Here is a 20418-nt window from a genome sequence, read left to right as displayed (position 1 = left end):
AAATAAAAGCAAGATAGGGGAAGTAGAAATGAACCAGTTAACGGAAGAAACATGGGTGGCAGACATTGTGAGAGAGGTTCCCAAAACGGGAGATTTGTTTCGTAAACTGCGGATTGACTTTTGCTGCGGTGGGGAGATACCACTCCGGGAAGCGGCAGCCAGCCGAGGTCTGAATGCTAGTGAACTGCTGGCGCAGGTGCATGAAGTGGTGGAAAGTCAGGCGCAACATAAGCAAATGCAACCTTCTTCACTCGAAACTAAAGAACTAATCGCCTATATCCAGGATACGTATCATACGAGGCTTCGCGAAGAACTATCGGCGCTTACACCGTATGTAACCAAGCTAACGCGGGTTCATGGCGAACGTTATCCGCATCTGAAACGAGTGAATGAGCTCTATACCTTACTTAAACAGAATTTATCGGATCATATTCAAAATGAGGAAGAGCATATATTTCCGATGATTGAATTGTTTTTACAGGAGTCGACCGTTGAAGGGGCAAACGCGCTGAATCCGCATGTATCCAAGCTGCAAGACGAGCATCAGGCTGTAGTGGAGCTGTTGAAGGAGTTGCGCCTGATTACTAATGGATTTGAGCCGGTACAGGAAGCTTGTGGTACACATCGGCTTGTATTGAAGCGGTTAGAGGATCTGGAAGCAGATATTTTTAATCATATTCTTCTTGAAAATTGTACATTAATCGAGCGTACAAGACAGGCACAGCTCAAAATATAACCCATCTTATGATTCGAAAACGGCTCAAACGGTTGAATTGACCGTATCGGCAGCTGCAAGCTTAACGGATGCACTCAAAGAAATCCAGACTTTGTACGAGTCAACCCATAAAGATGTCAAATTGAATTTCAATTTCGGCGGCTCTGGTGCGCTGGAAAAGCAGATTGAGCAAGGAGCGCCATCGGATTTGTTTTTGTCCGCTTCGAAGAAAAACATGAAGTCTCTCGTAGATCAGCAGCTAATAGAGAGCGATAAACAAAAAAAATGGCTGACGAACGAATTGGTAGCCGTTATTCCTACAGACGAAACGATGAACATTGCGAGTGTAAATGATTTAACCAAGGAAGAAGTAAAAAAAGTGGCGATTGGTATTCCTGAAAGTGTCCCTGCAGGCAAATACGCACAGGAGGCGCTGACAAACACGAAGCTTTGGGACGTGTTACAAGACAAGCTCGTTCAGGCAAAAGACGTTAGACAAGTGCTGCAGTATGTGGAGACTGGAAACGCTGATGTCGGCTTCGTGTATAAAACAGATGCGTTGACTTCGCAAAAGGCGAAAATTGCCTTTAAGGTGGACCCTAAAACCTATTCATCTGTTGAGTACCCGATCGGGATTATCAAAGCTTCAAAGCACATGCAAGAAGCCGAGGACTTCTATGCCTATCTTCAATCACAAGAATCTTTGAATATTATGGCTAAGTATGGATTTACCATACCGAAGTGAGCATGCAAGCAATAGATTGGAATGAATATTGGCCTCCTATCCTGTTATCGTTGCAGGTGGCACTGTTATCCAGTGTATTGGTTATTCTATTAGGCTTGTTTGTGGCATGGTCAATGTCGGGGTAGGAGCGTTTACAGGGAAAACGGTCGTTGAAACCATGCTTATGCTGCCCTTGGTACTCCCGCCGACTGTTGTTGGCTTTTTACTGTTAATATTACTTGGAAAAAAAGTGGGTTCGGCCATTTGGTGGAGCAATGGTTGGGTGAACCCATTGTATTCTCGTGGTGGGCTGGGGTGGTAGCGGCAGTAGTTGTGGCTTTTCCTCTTGTTTATCGGACGCTGAAAATGGGCTTTTCTTCTGTTGATCGTGACCTGGAAGATGCGGGACGCTCGATGGGAGCAAGTGAGTGGCAGGTTTTCCGATATATTACCTTTCCTTTAACTTTTCCTTCTTTTAAAGCTGCCTTTATACTCGGTTTTGCCCGCAGTCTGGGCGAATTTGGTGCTACGTTGATGATTGCCGGAAATATTCCGGGTAAAACACAAACGATTCCTACAGCCATTTATGTCGCGGTGGATTCTGGTCATCTGCCTATGGCTTGGGCCTGGACATGCTCTATCATACTCATTTCCTTTATCATGCTCCTGTTAACGGGGCAAAAGAACGATTAACCACTTTATACAAGCTTCCTTCTAGTAGAGGGAAGCTTTTTTGTATCTTTTCATAGAACGAGGGATTTTCTATAGCGCTATAGGACATTCCCTAATGGGAACAGAGATGAATGAATTACATAATGAGAGTAAGCGAATGAATCTAAGGAGCGTTGATCATCGATGAAAAAGAAATACAGTCTCAATTTTTTTAAGCCGATCGAGAGTTATTCCGGAAACTGGTCAATCCTTGAGGAAAAAAATAGAGAATGGGAAAACGTGTACCGTCAGCGTTGGTCTCATGACAAAGTAATTCGTACGACGCACGGTGTTAACTGTACTGGCTCCTGTAGCTGGAAGGTTTTTGTTAAAAACGGCATTATCACCTGGGAAAATCAGCAAATTGATTATCCCTCCTGCGGTCCAGATATGCCAGAATTTGAGCCGCGTGGATGCCCGCGTGGTGCTTCATTTTCCTGGTATGAATACAGTCCGTTACGTGTGAAATACCCTTATATGCGCGGCAAGCTGTTGCGACTGTGGCTGGAAGCGATCAAGGAGCATAGCAATCCGGTAGACGCATGGGCGAGTATTGTAGAAGACCCTGAGAAAGCCAAGCTCTACAAATCGGCACGCGGAAAAGGCGGCCATGTTCGTGTGGCTTGGGACGATGTCCTACGCCTGATCTCGGCGCAATTGATTTATACCATCCGTAAGTACGGTCCTGACAGGATTGCAGGCTTCACGCCAATTCCGGCGATGTCGATGATAAGCTACGCCTCGGGAGCACGGTTCATTTCTTTGCTTGGTGGGGAAATGTTGAGCTTTTACGATTGGTATGCCGATCTTCCGCCTGCTTCTCCTCAAATTTGGGGTGAGCAAACGGATGTACCTGAATCTTCTGATTGGTACAACTCGAGTTACCTGATCATGTGGGGATCGAATGTGCCGCTTACCCGGACACCGGATGCCCACTTCATGACGGAAGTACGTTATAAAGGGACGAAGGTTGTGTCGATAGCACCCGATCTGGCGGAGAATGTGAAGTTCGCTGACAATTGGCTTGCCCCTAATCCAGGTACAGATGCTGCTGTAGCCCAGGCTATGACGCATGTCATTCTGGATGAGTTCTACAAAGAACGCCAAGAACCGATGTTCATTAATTATGCCAAGCAATATACAGATATGCCATTTATGATTTTGCTTGATCCCCATGAGGGAGCCTGGAAAGGTGGACGTTTCCTACGGGCAAGTGATCTGGGAGATGCTTCGCCGCATGCCGACTGGAAACCGGTCATATACGATGAAGCGACGAAGGAAATGCTGGTTCCGAATGGTACGATGGGACAGCGCTGGGAGCAGGGTAAGAAATGGAATCTGATTCTGGACCGGGAAGATGGGACGAGAGTGGAGCCCGCGCTCACGATGGAAGGTCATGACGAGCAATGGGAAGAAATCGTATTCCCTTATTTTGATAACTCGGGTAATGGAACGTTCAAACGTGTGATTCCGGCTAAAAAAGTACGTCTGGCAGATGGTTCGGAACGTTTCGTAGCGACCGTATACGATCTGATGATGAGTCAGTATGGTATTGCTCGCAACGACAGCCCTCATAACGCCAAGGATTATTACGATGCGGATTCACATTATACCCCTGCCTGGCAGGAGAAGATCACAAGTGTCAAGGCATCGGTTGTGGTGCAGATTGCTCGTGAATTCGCTCAGAACGCAATCGATACCCAAGGGCGCTCCATGATCATTATGGGAGCGGGGATCAATCACTGGTTCAATAGTGACACCATCTATCGGTCGATTTTGAACCTGGTAATGCTGACTGCTTCTCAAGGTGTGAACGGCGGGGGCTGGGCGCATTATGTAGGTCAAGAAAAGTGCCGTCCTATTGAAGGCTGGTCCACGATTGCCTTTGCCAAAGACTGGCAGGGGCCAGCTCGATTGCAAAATGCCACTTCATTCTTCTATTTTGCAACAGAACAGTGGCGCTATGAAGAAAGCGGCACGGATTCGCTGAAATCACCGACGGGCGGAGATGTCAAATATCAGCATCCGGCAGACTACAATGTGTTGGCAGCTCGTTTGGGGTGGATGCCTTCTTATCCGCAGTTTAACAAGAACAGCCTGTTGTTTGCCGAAGAGGCGGCGAAGCTGGGCAAGAAATCAAACGCGGACATTATTAATCACGCTGTAGAAGAGGTTAAATCGCAAAAGACTCGTTTCGCGGTTGAAGATCCAGGAGCAGCAGAGAACTTCCCGCGCTCCCTCTTTATTTGGCGCTCCAACCTGATTTCCAGTTCGGCGAAGGGCCAGGAATATTTCATGAAGCATCTGCTCGGAGCCTCCGATGCGCTGCTGGCCCGGCCGAACGAAGAGCAGAAACCTGAGGAAATCGTCTGGCGGGAAGATGTAGAAGGAAAGCTTGATCTGGTGGTTGCACTTGATTTTCGGATGACAACAACCCCATTGTACGCGGATGTTGTACTCCCGGCTGCAACCTGGTACGAGAAGACGGATTTGTCCTCAACAGACATGCATCCGTTCGTGCATCCATTTAATCCGGCGGTTAATCCTCTTTGGGAATCCCGCTCGGACTGGGATATTTATCGTCATCTATCCGAAACTTTCTCGGAAATGGCCAAAGAGCATCTGCCAGGAATATATAAAGACGTTGTGACTGCACCGCTTGGACATGACTCCATAGGTGAAATTTCGCAACCAATGGGTCTTGTCAAGGACTGGACGAAGGGCGAGGTCGAAGCCGTTCCGGGTAAAACCATGCCGAATTTCAGCATTGTAGAACGCGATTATACAAAAATATACGATAAATATGTCTCGCTCGGTCCAAATTTGGCTACCGGGAAGACAGGTGCGCACGGCGTTAGCTTCTCGGTGGCGGAGGAATATGAGGAGCTGAAGAAGCTGAACGGGGTCTATTACGATGAGTCCATTAAAGACGGGCTGCCGAAAATCCAGACAGCCCGCCAAGTGGCCGATACGATTCTTCATCTTTCGTCGGCAACCAATGGCCGTGTCTCGCAAAAAGCTTATGAAGAGGCGGAAAAGGAACACGGTGTTAAGCTGATGGACATCTCGGCCGACCGTGCTGCTGAAAAAATCACGTTCCAAAGCATCACGGCACAACCGCGTGAAGTTATACCGACACCGGTGTTTACTGGATCAAACAAGCAGGGACGCCGCTACTCGCCATTTACAACGAATATTGAACGTCTCGTTCCGTTTCGCACGTTGACAGGAAGACAGCATTTTTACATCGATCATGAGATTTTCCAGCAGTTTGGGGAGTCATTGCCAGTCTATAAACCGACTTTGCCGCCAATGGTATTCGGTGCGCGTGATCGGGAAATCAAGGGCGGTCAGGATTCACTTGTGCTTCGTTATCTGACTCCACACGGTAAATGGAATATTCACTCCACCTACCAGGATAACCAGCATATGCTTACGCTGTTCCGCGGAGGTCCTACGGTATGGATCAATAACGAGGACGCAGCGGCCCATGGCATTGCCGACAATGACTGGTTAGAGGTGTACAACCGCAACGGTGTCGTAACCGCACGGGCAGTTGTCAGCCACCGGATGCCAAGAGGAACGATGTTCATGTACCATGCTCAGGACAAGCATATTCAAGTGCCGGGCTCCGAAATCACGGATACGCGCGGGGGCAGCCATAATGCGCCAACAAGAATTCATCTCAAACCAACCCAGATGGTTGGCGGATATGCTCAGCTAAGCTACGGGTTCAATTATTATGGTCCGATCGGGAACCAGCGTGATGTATACGTAGCAGTACGTAAAATGAAGGAGGTTAACTGGCTTGAAGATTAAAGCTCAAATTGCCATGGTCATGAACCTGGATAAATGTATTGGCTGCCATACGTGCAGCGTGACGTGCAAAACAACTTGGACAAACCGCAAAGGCGCGGAATATATGTGGTTCAACAACGTGGAAACCAAACCCGGCATTGGCTATCCAAAGCGCTGGGAAGACCAGGAGCAATATAAGGGCGGCTGGCAGCTTCGCAAAGGAAAGCTTGAACTAAAGTCAGGGAGCAAGCTGTCCAAGATAGCGCTGGGCAAAATTTTCTACAATCCCGACATGCCGGAAATGAAAGATTATTATGAGCCCTGGACTTATAATTATGAGCATTTGACCAACGCAAAAGAGCAAAAGCATTCTCCGGTAGCGCGTGCGCATTCCGCAGTAACGGGCGAAAAAATGGATCTGAATTGGGGTCCAAACTGGGAGGATGATTTGGCGGGTGCCCATGTAACGGGGCCGCTTGATCCGAATATTCAGAAAATCGAAGAAGAGATCAAATTCAATTTTGAAAAGTCGTTCATGATGTATCTCCCTCGACTTTGCGAGCATTGTCTGAATCCAAGCTGTGTTGCATCCTGCCCTTCGGGCGCGATGTACAAACGGGACGAGGACGGAATCGTGCTCGTGGATCAGGAAGCCTGCCGCGGCTGGCGGTATTGCATGACAGGCTGTCCATACAAGAAAGTGTACTTCAACTGGCAAACGAACAAAGCAGAGAAATGTACCTTCTGTTTCCCACGTGTGGAAGCCGGGTTGCCAACCGTCTGCTCCGAGACATGTACTGGACGAATTCGCTACCTCGGTGTTCTGCTGTATGATGCGGACCGAGTGCAGGAGGCTGCTTCTATGGAGGATGAGAAGGACCTGTATAAAGCGCAATGCGACCTGTTCTTGGACCCAAGTGATCCGGCGGTAATTGCTCAGGCGAAAAAAGACGGCATTTCGCAAGACTGGATTGAGGCCGCTCAGAACTCGCCGGTCTACAAGCTTGCTATTGAATACAAGCTGGCATTCCCGCTTCACCCGGAATATCGCACATTACCTATGGTCTGGTATGTACCGCCACTTAGCCCGATCATGAATTACTTTGAAGGGAAAGACTCGATCGAGAATCCGGATATGATTTTTCCGGCTATCGAAGAAATGCGTACGCCCGTTCAGTATCTTGCCAATATGCTGACAGCTGGCGACACGGTTACGGTGAAGGAATCCCTGCAACGGATGGCTATGATGCGAGCCTATATGCGTGCCCAGTCCACAGGACAATCTTTTGATGAAAGCCGTCTTGAGCGCGTCGGTATGACACCACGTCAGGCGGAGCAGATGTACCGACTATTGGCCATTGCCAAATATGAGGACCGCTTCGTTATTCCAACATCACATAAAGAGAGTTATGACAATCCATACCGCGCCCAGGGAGCTGCTGGTTTCGGTGACACACTAGGGAATATGGAAGCTTGTGGTTCTGGCGGCTGTAGCGGCTGTAGCCTGGGAAGCTCAATGGAAAGCTCAATGGGAATGGAAGAGCCTTCAAAAACAGGCAAGCAAATGGTTGAAGAAAACTTCTACGGGGGTATTTGGCGTGATTAATGTAGCGAAGCTGTATGAATGCAAGCCTTCATTCGGGTTTTTCGCCCAACAACTCATGTACCCGGAAAAGCTGGATTTTCATCCGGCTTTTCTGGAAGCATCATTTGATCCGGGTCATCCTGCGTATACGCACGCTAACAAGTACTGGTCTCTTATGCAAGAATTCAGCATGGAAGAGATTCAGGAGATGTATACGGAAACCTTCGATTTTCAAAAAAATTGCGCACTATATATGACTTACTTCAAGTTCGAAGATTCAAAAGAAAGAGGACAAATGCTGGTCAAGTTAAAGGTTTTGTATGAGATGTACGGTCTTGAAATGCCGGATGGAGAGCTGCCGGATTACTTGCCACTCATGTGTGAATTTTTGTATGCCGCCGAATGGGCACAAGATCCGAAGACGACAGAAAACTTCCGCATGCCTGTCGCGATTTTGGAAGACGGCACCTATCATTTGCTTAAAGCGCTGGAAAAAATGGAAAGCCCGTATTTTCATCTGGTCAAGGGGCTGCGCGAAACGCTTAAAGCTTGCGTAGAACAGGAGGCAGCCACGCTATGATGCTAGAGCAGTTTTTGTGGGTTATTTTCCCTTATATGTGTTTGGTTATCTTTATTATTGGTCATATTTTTCGTTACAGAACGGACCAGTTCAATTGGACGGCGAAATCAAGTGAATTTATTGAAAAGAAACAATTGATGATTGGCAGTCTCTTATTCCACCTGGGAATTATTCCGGTTATTTTCGGTCACATATCCGGTCTGGGTATTCCAAAAACCTTGATGCACGCATTGGGTGTAAACGATCATCTGTATCACATTGGAGCAGTATATATTGGAGGCATATTTGGAGCCATAACTTTCCTCGGTATGTTGATTCTCACCTTTCGCCGTTTTACAATGCGTAATGTACGCCGCTTAAGCTCAGCTTCTGATTTGATTGTAAACTTAATGCTTTTTGCCCTTGTATGCATGGGGATGTTTGCGACTCTTGTAACGAACGCAGTACAGCCTGAATTTGATTATAGGGAAACCATCTCGATCTGGTTCCGCGGTTTATTCATATTCCGTGTCGACCCGTCACTGATGAGAGACGTACCGTTGTCTTTCAAGCTTCATGTACTTATGGGCTTTGCCATTTTTGCATTCTGGCCGTTCACCCGACTTGTTCATGTGTGGAGTGTTCCATTGAATTATGTGCGCAGAAGTTATATTCTGTACAGAAGACATAAATCGAATTAGGAAAGCGGGCGCTGCCTTCTTTCCTAATTGTAATTAGGAGAGAGTGATGAATAATAGGATGGATTATCAAAGGGAGCTTGAGCGAATTCGCGAGCATTTCGGTTATGATTTCATGGCGCTTGCTCTTGTTGAACCGGCCGAATATCAATACGTAATTAAATGGAAAAATGCGGCCGGGAATTTAAATGATCGCTTTAAACGGATTGTGTTGCAATCCGGAAAGGGCATAGCAGGAGTCGTGTTTAAAACCGGAAAATCCATTTTCATTCCATCTGTTTATCAATTTGTGGGTGCAGACAACCTGTTTAACTATCCTATCGTCCAATCCGAGAGGCTCCAGAGTCTCGGGGCTGTACCCCTGTGGAATGATGCTCGCGTCGCGGGTGTACTGCTTGGTGGATTTCGTAAAGAACAGCTGATGACCGAAGCCATGATGCGCGATTTGGAAGCCTTGGCGCGGAGCGGAATTGGAGAGCTGAACGGGAAGGAAGTGATATGAATTGACATTGTCTGTAGGGACCGATTCTTTGAGTTCGCTAATGCTGAAATTGTTTGAGAACAGTACAGAAGCTATTTTCTTTTTTGATAGACAAGGGGATACCCTGGCTATGAACCCGGCTGCTGAAGAGATCGTGAGGGATGACGTCCTCATTCAACTCTATGAAGGGAAGGAAAAAGCTTTATGCGGAATATGCAGAGGTTATACAAGCGACACAGAGCCCCGCACCTGTCTTGATTGTTATTTCAATATGCCCGAATCCAGAAATTTCGCTTCTTTCCAGGTCTATTTGGAAACAAAGCGAAACGGAATGGTTCCCTTTGCCGCTTCTTTTCACACGATTGATTCTGAAAATGGAATTCGGGTATTGATGCTGAGAGATTTGACCCCGCAATTTCAGACGCAAGAAAAATTGTATCAAAACAAAATGATGAAGCATGTCATTGAAGCGCAGGAAAGTGAGCGCAAGCGGCTTTCCAGGGAGCTGCATGATAGCGTTGCTCAGGAATTGATGAGCGCGGTTGTTGAATTACGAGTGTTAAAATATATGACGAATGATGACCAGCTCCTCAAAAACATGAAGCAGACCGAAGCATCCATGACGCGATTGCTGGATGATATCCGCAACTTGTCTGTGGAACTCCGTCCTGCCACCCTTGACGATTTTGGGCTTGAAGCAGCCTTCCGTTCCCATTTCAAGCGGATTGAGCAAAGCTATGGTCTGGTGGTTGAGTTCGTATCCGATCTTCCCCGAAAGCGATATGGAAGTGAAATGGAAACCGTCATTTACCGTGTGTGTCAGGAGGCCGTTCTCAATGCCTTGAAGTATGCCCAGGTAGACACGATCAAAGTTTCTTTGTCCGAGCATGATCATGCGCTTCGTTTAACTGTAGAGGATGATGGGATTGGCTTTGAAAAAGGGAGCAAGCCTATTGGAACGGGACTTGGTTTATATGGTATGCAGGAGCGAGCAGAGCTGGTAGGCGGAAGTTTTGGCGTCCTTTCGAATGTAGGTCAAGGAACCAAAGTCTTTTTACAAATTCCGATTGGACATGAGGAGGAATAGAGACTTGATCAAAATTGTGTTGGCAGATGACCATGCGATTGTACGAAGCGGATTTTCCATGATTCTCAACTTCCAACCGGATATGGAGGTTGTCGGAACGGCTGCAGACGGAATTGAAGCATACACAATGGTAGCTAAACATCGGCCGGATATTCTAATCATGGACCTCAGCATGCCGCCAGGCGAGAGTGGATTGATCGCCACAGGCAAGATTAAAGAGGACCATCCTGATACTAAAATTCTGATTCTGACCATGCATGATGATGAAGAATATCTATTTCATATTTTGAAGAATGGTGCTTCAGGATATGTTTTAAAAAATGCACCGGATGAGGAGCTATTGCTTGCCATACGAACCATCCATGGGGGTGGAACCTATATCCATCCTAAAATGGCCACTTCTCTTGTTCGTGAATTCATCAAGAAAGATACAACATCACAGACAGAAGATCCGTACGAGATCCTGTCAAAGCGGGAGTTGGAGATTCTGCCTCTGGTCGCAAAAGGATACGGTAACAAGGAAGTTGCCGAAAAGCTGTTCATCTCTGTCAAGACGGTGGAAGCGAACAAAGCAAAAATCATGGAGAAGTTGAACTTAAGAAGTCGGCCGGAGCTGGTCCAATATGCATTAAAGAAAAAAATGCTGGATTTTTAGGCGTTGAAAAGGGATATTTTATAAAAAAAGTCTCTTGAACAAACCAAGTCGCTTCTTGATAGAGGCGACTTTTTTTATTTTCAGGGACTCCACCGTTAGGGAAAGGGGAGTCCCCTATATTCGATAAGATCGGCTAGCGGCTACAATGGGGACAGTAAATTAAATTTATAATTCGACAGAAAAAACGTTGGAAAAGGTGAGTTAAATGGTTAGAAAGTTACAGTTGCCGCTACAAACAATGAACTTGATCCTTGGATTTATGGTATGGGTTATCATTTCTTCCCTCATGCCGTTTATTACCGAGGATATTGCTATTCCACCCGGAAAATTGGCCATGGTCACGGCGATTCCGGTCGTGCTCGGATCGATTCTGCGCATTCCGTTAGGCTATTATGCCAACATCTTCGGAGCAAGAATCGTTTTTCTCATTAGCTTTATTTTGCTTTTGTTTCCAGTTTACTATATCAGTGAAGCTTCTACGATGATAGATTTAATTATCGGTGGCTTGTTCCTTGGAATCGGAGGAGCTGTGTTCTCTGTTGGGGTGACTTCGCTGCCGAAATATTATCCAAAGGAAAAGCATGGGTTTGTAAACGGGATGTATGGTGTGGGGAACCTGGGGACAGCGGTAACTACCTTCTCTGCTCCAATTGTAGCGACGCAGGTAGGGTGGGCACTTACGGTCAAGCTATACCTTATTCTATTGCTTGTTTTTATCGTTTTGAATTTCTTTTTAGGGGACCGTCATGAAGCTAAAGTAAAGACACCCATTATGGAGCAGATCAAAGGGGTTTACAAAAATGAAAAGCTTTGGTTTTTCTCGCTCTTTTACTTTATTACGTTTGGCTCATTTGTAGCGTTTACGGTGTACTTGCCGAATTTCCTTGTATCGAATTTTGATCTCGCTAAAGTGGATGCAGGGATGCGTACAGCAGGCTTTATCGCGATTGCCACATTCTTCCGCCCCATTGGTGGCTGGCTGGCGGATCGCTTCCAGCCCCTGTTCCTGCTGGTAGGCACGTTTGCCGTTTATACGGTCGCTGCGATTCTTTTGGCTTTTTCACCAGGGATCACCCTGTATACAGTAGGATGTCTGGCTATCGCTGTGTGTGCTGGAATGGGGAACGGTGTCATTTTCAAGCTAGTCCCATTTTACTTTAATAAACAGGCAGGCATAGTTAACGGAATTGTATCCATGATGGGCGGTCTCGGCGGCTTTTTCCCTCCGATCTTGTTATCGACGATTCATGCTGCTACTGGCCAATATTCCATTGGGTTTATGCTGCTCTCCCAAGTGGCGCTGGCTAGTTTGATACTCGTCATCTGGCTGTATTATCAAGCACGCTTGAATGTGGCTACCGAAGCGTTCAATTCGGCGGGGCAAAGTAACCTTGAGATACGAAAAGAACTCCAAAAGTAAAAGCAGAGGTGTTTTAACGGCACCTTTAGCGATCCAACCGGAAGATACCGGAAAAAAACTTGAAATTGTCGGCCGTTCTTCAACGCCAGGAGGACATTGTGATGAATGAACGTTATTCAAGACAGATCTTATTTAAACCCATCGGGGGCGAAGGGCAGCGTAATCTGTCCGCTGCTGTCGTTACCATCATTGGTTGCGGGGCATTGGGTTCGGCCATTGCCGAAACACTGGTCAGAGCAGGCGTTGGGGAGCTTCATCTTATCGACCGGGATTATGTGGAGGTGTCAAACCTGCAACGTCAGCAGCTGTTCACGGAGCAGGATGCTGTGGAAATGCTACCCAAGGTCATGGCTGCCGAAAAAAGATTGAAGGCCATACGAGAAGACGTACGTTTGTACACATATCTCGATAATCTGGACGCTGGGCTTGTTCAAGAGCTTGCCGGCAAAAGCACATTGCTGATGGATGCTACGGACAACTTTGAAACTCGTTTACTTATAAACGATGCTGCACTGAAGGCCGGAATTCCATGGATTTACGGAGCCTGTGTTGGAAGCACAGGCGTCGTTTTTCCATTCGTGCCGGGCGAGTCAGCTTGTTTTCGCTGTCTTCTGCCATCGCTGCCAGCGATCAATCAGACCTGCGATACGGCTGGAATCATCTCGCCCGCAGTCCAGGTGACAGCCGCCCTCCAATGTACAGAAGCCATGAAGTGGCTGAGCGGCAGACGTGATAAGATGCGCCGCAAGGTTCATCTATTTGATCTATGGGAGAACACGCAGATGGATATAGGGATTTCCCGTATCCGTAATCATGATTGTTCAACCTGCGGAGAACATCCTACATTTCCTGCATTGTCAGCACCACGCCGCTCGGCGTATGCTGCGCTGTGTGGACGGGATGTTGTACAGGTTCTTCCAGACCCCCATCGTCCGATTACACTCGATGATGCAGAGAAAATGGGTGGCCTTATAGCGGATAGCGTAAAAAGAACTCCTTATTTTGTTGAATTTTATGCTTTTAAGCATCGAATGATTTTATTTAAAAACGGAAGGCTTCTCATTCATGGTATCCGTAGCACTGCCTGCGGTCAAAAACTATATCATCAGCTGTTCGGCTAAATATGAGAATGTAGATATAAGAGGCAGAAGTTATTAGATAGAGTTTGTCATCAGAGAGTAGTTAGCAAGGTGGCTGGAAGGTGGAAAAGATGAGTATTTTTGAAATCGTGACAGAGCCCATTGTCCCGCAGACTTACGCGGATTATGTCCTAAGGCCGGAAGCGGGAGCGGTGACCGTGTTTACAGGACACGTGCGAGAGTGGACCGAAGGCGTGCGGACCTTATACCTCGCTTATGAGGCCTATGTACCCATGGCCCAAAAAAAGCTCGCGGAGATTGGTCACGGAATCGAACAGAAATGGAAAGGGACACGAGTGGCCATCGCGCACCGGATTGGTGAGCTTCAAATCGGCGATATCGCCGTAGTCATCGCCGTTTCTTCACCTCATCGTTCGGATGCGTATGAGGCGAATGAATACGCGATCGAGCGAATCAAGGAAATCGTTCCCATTTGGAAACAAGAGATTTGGGAAGATGGAACGCAGTGGGTTGGATATCAAAAGAAAAAGCCGAGGGAGATCAGTCATGATTAAGCTGTACTATTTTGCGGGACTCCGTGAGGTGACAGGAACAACAGAAGAATTGGCAGATTTGGCGGGCCAAACTGTAGGCGATTTATCCAATTGGATAACAGATCAATACCCAGATATGCCGATGCAGTCTGTGCGAATTGCGATAAATAAGGAGTATGCGTTGTCCACGGATGTGTTGCAGGATGGAGACGTTGCAGCCCTCATTCCGCCTGTCAGCGGCGGCTGATGATAATGCTCCTAAACACGAGGAAAGGAGGAAACGTATGAATTCGTATCCGCTGAAGGACACATTGCGGCGACCGATTCGTGATTTACGCATATCTGTTACGGACCGCTGCAATTTCCGCTGTTCCTACTGTATGCCCAAAGAAATCTTCGGCGACGATTTTGCCTTTCTTCCCAAAAGTGAATGTCTGTCGTTTGAAGAGATCTACCGGCTGGCAAAGCTTTTTGTGTGCCTGGGGGTAAAAAAAATTCGGCTTACAGGCGGCGAACCATTAATGCGTCCGAACCTATCCGACCTTGTTTCCCAAATTCTGTCCATCAACGGAGTGGAAGATGTCGGCTTAACCACCAACGGTGTGCTGCTAGGACAGCAGGCTAAGCCTCTCTATGACGCGGGGCTGCGACGGCTGAATGTCAGTGTGGACGCTCTGGACCCCGAGCTGTTTGGGCGGTTGAATGGGCGTGGGATTAAGCCCGATTTTATTTTGAAGCAGATCGAATATGCACAAGAAATCGGCTTTGAGATCAAGGTCAATATGGTGGTTCAAAAAGGTGTTAATGATTCTGAAATTTTGCCGATGGCTGCTTATTTCAAGGAGAAGGGAATAACTCTTCGTTTTATTGAGTTTATGGATGTAGGGAACGACACCGGATGGAGCTTCAACAAGGTAATAACCAAAAAAGAAATAGTTGAACGACTTAAGAATACGTATGAGCTGGAGCCGATGGACGGGAATTACTTTGGAGAAGTGGCAAAACGTTATCGTTATAAAGACAGCGATGCGCAGGTTGGCTTTATTACTTCGGTTTCTGAATCGTTTTGCTCGTCCTGTACGCGTGCCCGCTTATCCTCTGACGGCAGGTTTTATACGTGTTTGTTTGCTTCAGGCGGATTTGATCTACGCCAGATGCTTCGTAACGGAGCGAATGACCAGGAACTACTTGATGCGATTACTTCAGTATGGGAACAACGCATAGACCGGTATTCTGATGAACGTACTGAACAGACCGCAAACAACAGAAAAAAGATTAACATGTCCTACATTGGCGGCTGAATTTTATATCATGGAAATGTGCTGTATTTGATGTGGTTGCCCCCAAAAAGAAAGCGTAAACATTTTTGTTGGCAAATCTTAAATTCGATGTTATTATGATCTTGGGATTGTTACTGAAAAGGCAAAACCCGGGACATGGAACTGGATTTCCATGTGTTGGGTTTTGCCTTTTCTTTTTAGAATACGAGCTTTACAATATCCCGCACGTTACGAATATCTGGCTCAGTCCTAACGCAGAAAGGTGAGTGATATAAAGCCTTACAAGTGCTGAACAACAAAGATGATGACGTCAACCAACGAAGCGACATCCGAAAAATGATGTCATAGGACGTGGTTAACCGACTATATCCAGTTTCAAAACGGAATATCAGATCGGTTTGTGGGCACTCAAGATCATTCAGAGAAAACGTAAGGCTTTTGTCTCTTGATATGAATGCGTTTTCATAAATTGAAATTGTAAATCAATACATTCGAATTTGATTTACGACGATGGTTTGATCGGCTATTACCGTCTTGTGACCTATCTGAAATTTCGCCCAGCATCTAAATCCTTTTTTAATGCTAGTGGGATAAGGGGGCAGTTAGATGATCATAACGAAGATATTTAATAATAACGCCATAATAGCCAAAGATTCAAAAAGGGATGAATTTGTTGTTATGGGTCGTGGTATTGCATTCAAAAAGAGTGCAGGAGAACAAGTAGAAGAACATCTAATTGAAAAGGTCTTTGTGCTTAAACAGAAAGATGCTTCAGAGAAATTTAAATTATTGTTAGAGGATGTTCCTACAGAATATGTTTCGTTATGCTATGACATCATTGAATATGCAAAAAGCATATTAGAAGCACAATTGAGCGATTATATATATGTTTCGCTTACGGATCACATGCACAATGCATTTAAAATGTTTGATGAAGGGCTTAAAAATGCAAATCCGTTAATTTGGGAAATCAAAAAATTTTACCCCAAAGAATTTGGGGTTGGATTAAAAGCACTGGAGTTCATTGAAGACGAAACAGGCAAACGCTTGTCGGAAGATGAAGCAGGTAATATGGCCCTTCATTTAATAAATGCTCAAGTAAACAGCTCCTGCAATAAGGTAGCAGATGTTGCTCAGCAAACTCAAAAAATACACGATATCTTAAATATTATTAAATACTCTTATAATACCACCATAGATGAACACTCGATCAGTTATGAGCGATTTATTACACATTTAAGATTCTTCTTTCAGCGATTAAATAAAAAAGAAAAGGTAGAGCTGCAAGACGACTTTTTGTGGAGACAAGTGAAAGCAAAGTACAAAAAGGCCTACGGCTGCATGCTGAAAATCGAGAAATACTTGAACACGGTATTGTCAGACGAGGAAAAACTGTATATAACGATTCATATTCAGCGTGTGACCCAAAGACAAAATTGAATAACACTTGGATTGTTACTGGTAATGCAGGCGAAACCAACCTAGATCGAATTTTGATCTGTTTGGTTTCGCCTTTTTTTATAAAAACAAATAAAGGGGTACTTACGATGAAGTATGAGACATTAGCAAAAGACATCATCAGGAATGTCGGCGGCCAAGAAAATGTGAATAGTCTAACTCATTGTATTACGCGTTTGCGTTTCAAACTAAAAGATGAAAGTAAAGCCAACACAGAGGTTTTGAAAAATATGGATGGTATTGTCACTGTGGTAAAGAGTGGTGGACAATACCAGGTTGTTATCGGGAATCATGTACCTGAGGTTTATGCTGATGTTACTGCGATAGGTGGTTTCCAGGCAGGATCTTCAGAAGTAGCATCAGATGAAAAGGTGAGTTTATTTAATAGATTTATTGATACTATTTCAGGCGTATTTACACCCACGCTGGGTGTGTTAAGCGCCACGGGGATGATCAAGGGACTCACCGCTTTATTATTAGCTCTGGGCTTGCTTGCCAAAACATCAGGTACCTATGAAATTCTCAATGCTTTAGGAGATTGTTTATTTTACTTCTTCCCTATTTTTCTGGGGTATACGTCGGCTAAAAAGTTCAATGCCAACATTTTTTTAGGTATGGCCATAGGGGCATCGCTTGTTTATCCGACATTTAGCACGATAACAGCCTCGGGCAAGCCACTATATACCCTATTTAGCGGTACTATATTTGAATCACCAGTATATATAACATTTTTGGGCATTCCGGTCATTCTGATGAGCTATGCGTCTACCGTTATTCCGATTATTATTTCCACCTATGTAGGCTCAAAAATAGAGAACTTCTTTAAAAAGGTCATCCCTAGCGTGATAAGGACATTTCTGGTTCCGTTTTTCACATTGTTAGTTATTGTACCCTTAGCTTTGATTGTGATTGGACCTCTCTCGACTTGGGCAGGTCAACTACTTGGGGCAGCAACCCTCTTTGTATATAACTTAAGTCCTATTATTGAAGGCATAATCATGGGCGCTTTCTGGCAAGTATTTGTTATTTTTGGATTACACTGGGGTCTTGTTCCTATCGCTATGAACAACTTGGCAGTGCTTAAATTCGATCCGATTCTTGCGGCGACGCTCGGAGCTTCCTTTGCGCAGACGGGCGTTGTACTGGCGATTCTGCTTAAAACCAAAAATGTAAAACTAAGATCACTTTCCATTCCAGCTGTTATCTCGGGGATTTTTGGTGTTACAGAACCAGCGATTTACGGGATTACATTACCACGCAAGAAACCATTTATTTTAAGCTGTATAGCGGCTGCAGTAGGCGGCGGTATTATAGGAGCGATGGGAACGAAAGGTTACATCATTGGCGGATTGGGTATTTTCGCGATTCCGAGCTATATCAGTCCAGCCGGAATGGACAGCGGATTTTATGGAGCAGTTATTGGTATCCTGGTAAGCTTTGTATTAGGCTTTTTGCTTATGTTCTTTGGGGGATTTAAGGATGATGAAGTGAAAGAAGCTAAAAAAGACAGCACAGCAGGAGCAGCTAAAGGAGAAGTTTTAGTAAAACAAGAGACGGTGATCAGTCCATTAAAAGGTGAAGTGAAGTCTTTATCTGAAGTAACAGATGAAGCCTTTTCGACAGGTGCTCTGGGTAAAGGGATTGCCATTGAACCTTCCGAAGGCAAGGTCATTTCACCTGTAGATGGTGTATTAACATCCTTATTTTCGTCAGGTCATGCGATCGGAATTACAAGTGATCACGGTGTTGAGGTCCTCATCCATGTAGGCAAGGACACGGTTAAATTAAAAGGCAAACATTTTTATCCCAAAGTAAAACAGGGGGATGCTGTTAAAAAAGGCCAACTGCTCATGGAATTTGACATGGAAGCTATCAAAGAGGCAGGTTATGTGCTGACCACACCTGTTATCGTTGCCAATACTGCGAATTACCTGGATGTCATTGAAACAGAGAAGAAGTCGATTGGGTATCAAGAGGATTTATTGACCGTTGTGGTCTAATCCTGATTAAATATATAGGAGGAATTAAACAATGAAGAATACAACGAAATTGGAATTTCCACAAGGATTTTTATGGGGAGGGGCAACGGCTGCCAACCAATTTGAAGGTGGGTATAATGAAGAAGGTAAAGGATTAAGCACCGCTGATGTAATTACAGCCGGAACGCATACGACTTCCCGCAGAATTACACCTGTACTGGAAGAAGGAGTGAACTATCCGAGCCACCAGGCTATTGATTTTTTCCACCGCTATCAAGAGGATATCCGCTTATTTGCGGAAATGGGATTCAAGGTCTTTAGAATGTCCATTGCCTGGTCAAGAATATTTCCTAACGGAGATGATGCCGAGCCGAATGAGCAAGGCTTGCAGTTCTATGATCGTGTATTCGCAGAATTGAAAAAGTACAATATTGAGCCGTTGGTTACAATCTCCCATTATGAAGCACCGTTTCATTTGACCCAAAAATATAATGGCTGGTCAGATCGCAGGGTCGTAGATTTTTATGTGAGATATTGTGAAGTGCTTTTTAACAGATATAAAGATGTCGTGAAATACTGGTTAACCTTTAACGAAATCAATATTTTAACCTTGTCATTTGGCGCGTTCATGGCTGGAGCTATGATGCCGGAGGGAAATGGGGAGCTTGCCCATGCTACAGTGAAGAATGAGCAGGTTCTGTACCAAGCTTTGCATCATCAATTTATTGCCAGTGCAAAGGCGGTAAAGCTGGGGCATGAAATCAACAAGGATTTTAAAATCGGCTGTATGATTGCTTATATGTGTTCCTATCCACTTACTTGTCATCCTGATGATGTTCTGCTGGCCCAACAAAAGGATAACTTGAGTAATTTCCTATGCTCAGATGTTCAAGTAAGAGGAGCTTATCCGGGATTTGCCAAACGCTATTTTAGCGATCATAACATTCAGATCAACATGCAAGAAGAGGATGAGAACATCTTAAAAGAAGGCCGCGTAGATTTCTATACCTTCAGTTATTATTCATCTACCTGTGTCAGTGCCGATCCCGACCAGGAGAAGGTGGGAGGAAATTTATCCTTGGGCTTGAAGAATCCTCATTTGAAAGCAAGTGCCTGGGATTGGCAAATTGATCCACAGGGATTAAGATGGTCCCTCAATAACATTTATAACCGATATGAAATCCCGTTAATGGTTGTTGAAAATGGTCTGGGCGCCGTGGATACAGTGGAAGAAGACGGCTCAATTCACGATGATTATCGAATTGATTATCTGAAACAACACATTGAGCAAATGAAAGAAGCGATTGCTGATGGAGTGGACTTAATAGGCTATACTCCGTGGGGATGTATTGATCTGGTAAGTGCAGGAACCGGCGAAATGAAAAAACGTTATGGCTTCATTTATGTTGACAAGGATAATGAAGGCAAAGGGACACTTGCCCGATCCAAGAAGAAGAGTTTCTATTGGTATAAGAACGTAATAGAAACAAATGGAGAGCAGTTGGATTAAATTGGATTTTAAAAAAGATATAGCCAGCGCGTGCCGATGCTCCATGGGTACGCGCTGTTGCATTTCCCTGGAATGAAAACAGTCTGGAGACCTGGTCAAATCGCTCATATTCAGCTATGATTATT

The 20418-nt window shown here is 45.3% G+C and carries 16 protein-coding genes and 2 pseudogenes; all 18 read left to right on the top strand.

Going from position 1 to position 20418, the window contains the following annotated elements:
- The first annotated feature begins 28 nt into the window (after positions 1 to 28).
- The 18 genes and pseudogenes from ric to GCU48_RS02930 all read left to right on the top strand — a co-directional run bounded on the left by ric (position 29) and on the right by GCU48_RS02930 (position 20293).
- Positions 29 to 736 carry an iron-sulfur cluster repair di-iron protein gene (gene ric, locus GCU48_RS03015; protein WP_152379007.1) on the top strand — a complete coding sequence of 236 codons (708 nt, stop codon included), beginning with the start codon at positions 29 to 31 and terminating at the stop codon, positions 734 to 736.
- Positions 737 to 749: 13 nt separating this feature from the next.
- A pseudogene (gene modA, locus GCU48_RS03010) lies at positions 750 to 1460 on the top strand (molybdate ABC transporter substrate-binding protein); the annotation flags it as partial.
- Between the two features lie 2 nt (positions 1461 to 1462).
- Positions 1463 to 2132: pseudogene (modB, locus tag GCU48_RS03005) on the top strand (molybdate ABC transporter permease subunit).
- Between the two features lie 162 nt (positions 2133 to 2294).
- Entirely contained in the window at positions 2295 to 5969 is a 3675-nt protein-coding gene (locus GCU48_RS03000; RefSeq protein ID WP_152379006.1) for a nitrate reductase subunit alpha, read from the top strand.
- Complete coding sequence (gene narH / locus GCU48_RS02995) at positions 5959 to 7554, top strand: nitrate reductase subunit beta (protein WP_152379005.1); 1596 nt, start codon at positions 5959 to 5961, stop codon at positions 7552 to 7554. Before GCU48_RS03000 ends, narH begins: the two co-directional genes overlap by 11 nt.
- Positions 7547 to 8113, top strand: a complete 567-nt coding sequence (gene narJ / locus GCU48_RS02990; RefSeq protein ID WP_025716987.1) for a nitrate reductase molybdenum cofactor assembly chaperone — start codon at positions 7547 to 7549, stop codon at positions 8111 to 8113. The genes narH and narJ overlap by 8 nt, the downstream gene beginning before the upstream one ends.
- Positions 8110 to 8793, top strand: coding sequence for a respiratory nitrate reductase subunit gamma (gene narI / locus GCU48_RS02985; protein ID WP_152379004.1), 684 nt, complete (start codon positions 8110 to 8112; stop codon positions 8791 to 8793). The genes narJ and narI overlap by 4 nt, the downstream gene beginning before the upstream one ends.
- Positions 8794 to 8839: 46 nt before the next feature.
- The gene (locus tag GCU48_RS02980; protein WP_152379003.1) at positions 8840 to 9292 is read left to right on the top strand and encodes a GAF domain-containing protein; all 453 of its coding nucleotides are present in this window, start codon (positions 8840 to 8842) and stop codon (positions 9290 to 9292) included.
- Between the two features lies 1 nt (position 9293).
- The gene (locus tag GCU48_RS02975; protein WP_152379002.1) at positions 9294 to 10358 is read left to right on the top strand and encodes a sensor histidine kinase; all 1065 of its coding nucleotides are present in this window, start codon (positions 9294 to 9296) and stop codon (positions 10356 to 10358) included.
- Between the two features lie 7 nt (positions 10359 to 10365).
- A complete protein-coding gene (locus tag GCU48_RS02970; RefSeq protein ID WP_043922938.1) occupies positions 10366 to 11013 on the top strand; it encodes a response regulator transcription factor in 648 nt (215 codons plus the stop codon).
- Between the two features lie 205 nt (positions 11014 to 11218).
- Positions 11219 to 12433 carry a nitrate/nitrite transporter gene (locus GCU48_RS02965; protein WP_152379001.1) on the top strand — a complete coding sequence of 405 codons (1215 nt, stop codon included), beginning with the start codon at positions 11219 to 11221 and terminating at the stop codon, positions 12431 to 12433.
- Positions 12434 to 12534: 101 nt separating this feature from the next.
- Complete coding sequence (locus tag GCU48_RS02960; protein ID WP_152379000.1) at positions 12535 to 13554, top strand: ThiF family adenylyltransferase; 1020 nt, start codon at positions 12535 to 12537, stop codon at positions 13552 to 13554.
- Between the two features lie 89 nt (positions 13555 to 13643).
- Positions 13644 to 14087: a molybdenum cofactor biosynthesis protein MoaE gene (locus GCU48_RS02955; protein ID WP_152378999.1), complete on the top strand. Its 444-nt coding sequence runs from the start codon at positions 13644 to 13646 to the stop codon at positions 14085 to 14087.
- Complete coding sequence (locus GCU48_RS02950; protein ID WP_152378998.1) at positions 14080 to 14313, top strand: MoaD/ThiS family protein; 234 nt, start codon at positions 14080 to 14082, stop codon at positions 14311 to 14313. The genes GCU48_RS02955 and GCU48_RS02950 overlap by 8 nt, the downstream gene beginning before the upstream one ends.
- 37 nt (positions 14314 to 14350) lie before the next feature.
- Complete coding sequence (moaA, locus tag GCU48_RS02945) at positions 14351 to 15367, top strand: GTP 3',8-cyclase MoaA (RefSeq protein WP_152378997.1); 1017 nt, start codon at positions 14351 to 14353, stop codon at positions 15365 to 15367.
- A 585-nt stretch (positions 15368 to 15952) separates the two neighbouring features.
- Positions 15953 to 16786, top strand: coding sequence for a BglG family transcription antiterminator LicT (gene licT / locus GCU48_RS02940; protein WP_152378996.1), 834 nt, complete (start codon positions 15953 to 15955; stop codon positions 16784 to 16786).
- Between the two features lie 107 nt (positions 16787 to 16893).
- Positions 16894 to 18804 (top strand): beta-glucoside-specific PTS transporter subunit IIABC, encoded by a 1911-nt coding sequence (locus GCU48_RS02935; RefSeq protein ID WP_152378995.1) that lies wholly within the window; start codon positions 16894 to 16896, stop codon positions 18802 to 18804.
- A gap of 31 nt (positions 18805 to 18835) precedes the next feature.
- Positions 18836 to 20293, top strand: a complete 1458-nt coding sequence (locus GCU48_RS02930) for a glycoside hydrolase family 1 protein (protein ID WP_152378994.1) — start codon at positions 18836 to 18838, stop codon at positions 20291 to 20293.
- The last annotated feature ends 125 nt before the right edge of the window (positions 20294 to 20418 follow it).

Origin of the sequence: Paenibacillus brasilensis (assembly GCF_009363115.1) — a bacterium.
Lineage (GTDB): Bacteria > Bacillota > Bacilli > Paenibacillales > Paenibacillaceae > Paenibacillus > Paenibacillus brasilensis.
This window is presented reverse-complemented; position numbering and strand designations above follow the sequence as displayed.